Origin of the sequence: Microcoleus sp. B13-B6, assembly GCF_036705405.1 — a bacterium.
Taxonomy (GTDB): Bacteria; Cyanobacteriota; Cyanobacteriia; order Cyanobacteriales; family Microcoleaceae; genus Microcoleus.
Genome location: NZ_JAUBUJ010000227.1, coordinates 1 through 2,578 on the forward strand (window position 1 = coordinate 1; position 2,578 = coordinate 2,578).

Annotated in this window: 4 protein-coding genes; 2 read left to right on the forward strand and 2 right to left on the reverse strand. The window is 42.5% G+C overall.

The annotated features are described in order from the left end of the window. On the forward strand, positions 1-239 hold a 239-nt coding region (locus QUB35_RS38760), incomplete at its 5' end, for a hypothetical protein (protein WP_333148360.1). A gap of 235 nt (positions 240-474) precedes the next feature. Here the strand turns inward: QUB35_RS38760 and QUB35_RS38765 are convergent. Beyond that, positions 475-1,098: a siphovirus Gp157 family protein gene (locus tag QUB35_RS38765; protein ID WP_333148362.1), complete on the reverse strand. Its 624-nt coding sequence runs from the start codon at positions 1,096-1,098 to the stop codon at positions 475-477. 2 nt (positions 1,099-1,100) lie between these two features. Continuing rightward, entirely contained in the window at positions 1,101-1,274 is a 174-nt protein-coding gene (locus tag QUB35_RS38770; protein WP_015179625.1) for a hypothetical protein, read from the reverse strand. A gap of 65 nt (positions 1,275-1,339) precedes the next feature. Here QUB35_RS38770 and QUB35_RS38775 point away from each other — a divergent pair, with 65 nt between their 5' ends. After that, positions 1,340-2,467 carry a hypothetical protein gene (locus tag QUB35_RS38775; protein WP_333148364.1) on the forward strand — a complete coding sequence of 376 codons (1,128 nt, stop codon included), beginning with the start codon at positions 1,340-1,342 and terminating at the stop codon, positions 2,465-2,467. The last annotated feature ends 111 nt before the right edge of the window (positions 2,468-2,578 follow it).

Sequence of the window (2,578 nt, forward strand, 5' to 3'; positions counted from 1 at the left end):
TGTGGAGAAAAAAAGTGAAAGTAGTTCGCACAACTACGGCTATGGAAAGCCAACGGGATTATTTCTCTGATAGCGATAGCGATGCACTTGCTCGCGTTGCTTTTGGAGAAGGTGAAAACAGTCAGCAGTTTGGCGGTTTGAGTTTTGATGCTGACGGGGTTATTAAAGGTAGAGCATCAACGTTGTTCAACGTCACCGAAGAACAAGTGGAGAACCCTCAATACTGGATTGATTTATAAGAGATACCGACCGAAATTAAGTCTTCGCTCTTACAAAACAAACGTGTCACATTGTAATACCATTTCTAAAAAGTCTTGCTACAATTTGCATCGTTGGGTTTATTTCACGAAATCAACCTACTGTTGCTACTGTTGCATGACTTTTCATAAATGGTATAATTCGGAGGGGTCTAATTCGGATATGTCTAATAATTCAGGTGTCAAATCAAGGCCTTCCTGACACCTGAAGAGATGGCTAACGCCGTTTTTTGGACGGCGTTTTATCCGAAGAACGACTCTCAAGCGTCTGGTTGGCTTGAAGAGAGTGCAAATTGTTACCGGGAAGCAAGCTGTAAACCACTTTGCGCTTGCGAAAAACCCTAGTGCCATCTACAGGCATTCCTTGTTTCCAAGCGTCTGAAATCGCCTTTTTGTCGGCAGAAATTACGATTTTTGTTTCGACTCGGCGATAGGGTTCTGGCAGTTGAGATGGGTCAATCAAAACTTCACAGGTAGGCGGATTTTCCTTGACAGTAATGCGGCGGTGTTTGCCAATAACTTCGGAAGTTAACACGCCGCACTCGTTGAAGTAGAGAACGGTTTTGTCTAAGCGCTCTCTCCACCCCTGGAGTTTGTTGAGAGCTCTTGAATGCAGTTCTATCAAATACTGCATTCGCGCTGTAATTCCTGCAATTTCGGCATCAATTTGGTCGGCTAAGTCGGCATGGGCATCAACAGCGAGTTCCTGGGTTTCTTGGGTTTGCCAAAGGGATTGCAGCAGTTGGTCGATTTCTTCTGAGCTTTCTGCAGATTCTAGTTGATGCCAAACTTGAGCCGCAGTTATTGAACTTTGAGCAAGCGTCGCTGTGGCTAAATTCATGCTTAGTATCCTCCGTTGATGCAGGTGTGATAATAATCGCGGCGTTCTTCGAGTTGAGTAAGCGCAGCCATTGTTTCCGGGTCGGATTTAAGAGAGATTTGTTTGTCCTTTTGAATTTTGCTAACTGGTTGAGAATGAGTTAAATTTTGTGAGTTTGACTGGGTGATTTTTTGCATACAATTCAAAAAACTTTCTTAAAAATAGCGCGACCGCGCTCTTAAAAAAAGGAGTATTTAAAGTTATGAATTATCCTATAGTTTTTTACCCAAAAGTGGTAATGCAATTCTGCCATCAATATCCTTTGCCAGAGGCAACTTCTAGTTGTGCCACCTCATCCCAACTTCAAGAAACTCAACAATTCGAGCAACCTGTTGTTTTGCTGACTCCGCCTCAACCACCTGTGGTGTTACCTGTCAAGTTGCTGTGGTTAATTTGGGTGTTTTGGCTCTATGGTGCGATCGCACTTCCGCTATTAGCTATTTCTTGGGGTTGGCTGTGGTGGGAAATGCTGTTGGTAGTAGCTGCTTATTCATGTTTAATTGCGGCTGCTTATAGTTATGTGTTTGGTTGTCGCCAAAAGCTGGTATCCAGGTATAAGCAGCAAGTTCTTGAGTACAAACAACAAGAGATGTTATCCCAACAAGAGATATTATCCCAACAAAAAAGATTATCCCAACAAGAGATATTATACCAACAAGAGATATTATCCAACCAACAGCAGGAATTTTCTAGTTTTAAGCTAGGAAAAGAAGGGTTGCAGACAGTTTTTAAAAGTGTAAAAATTGACTTACATCACAGAAATCGAGCGCTCAAGGATTTGATGTCACTTCGGGTTAGTCCTAATGGCACATCTCAAGCTCGGCAAGGAGTGAGTGAACAACGCTTTTTGCAATACTTACAGCAATATTTCGAGGAAGTTGTCCAAGCAGCAGAGTTTAAAATTCCGTTATCTCAGAGGAGCTATTCAGCAGATTTTACTGTAATTCACACTCCATCTGGACTCGGAATTGATGTCGAGATTGATGAACCTTATGCTGGCAAATCTAAGAAGCCCACTCACTGTTGCGATGCTGACAGGGATATGCGCCGCAATCAATTATTCTTAGAGTGGAATTGGATTGTGGTTAGGTTTACTGAAAAGCAGGTGGTTCAGGCTCCTTTGAGCTGCTGTAAATTCCTGGCGATTGCGATCGCCTTTGTAACGGGCGATCGCTCTTATTTAAAGCAACTGGAAACTCAACCCGATTTGCTGAGCGTCAAACCTTGGACAACAAGAGAGGCAAGGGCTATGGCTAAAAGCAACTATCGCCTTACTTATTTACCTGGATTTGGTGTCGGTTCTGCTTGCGATCGGCTTTCAAAGTTTTGATTAAGCACACGCAATATCCGAGTTATTGACTGCGATAAATGTTTATAATTAATACAAAGGAGATAAAATAGATATGCTGTCATTTGAAGAGGGGTTCATTGAAAGTCAACA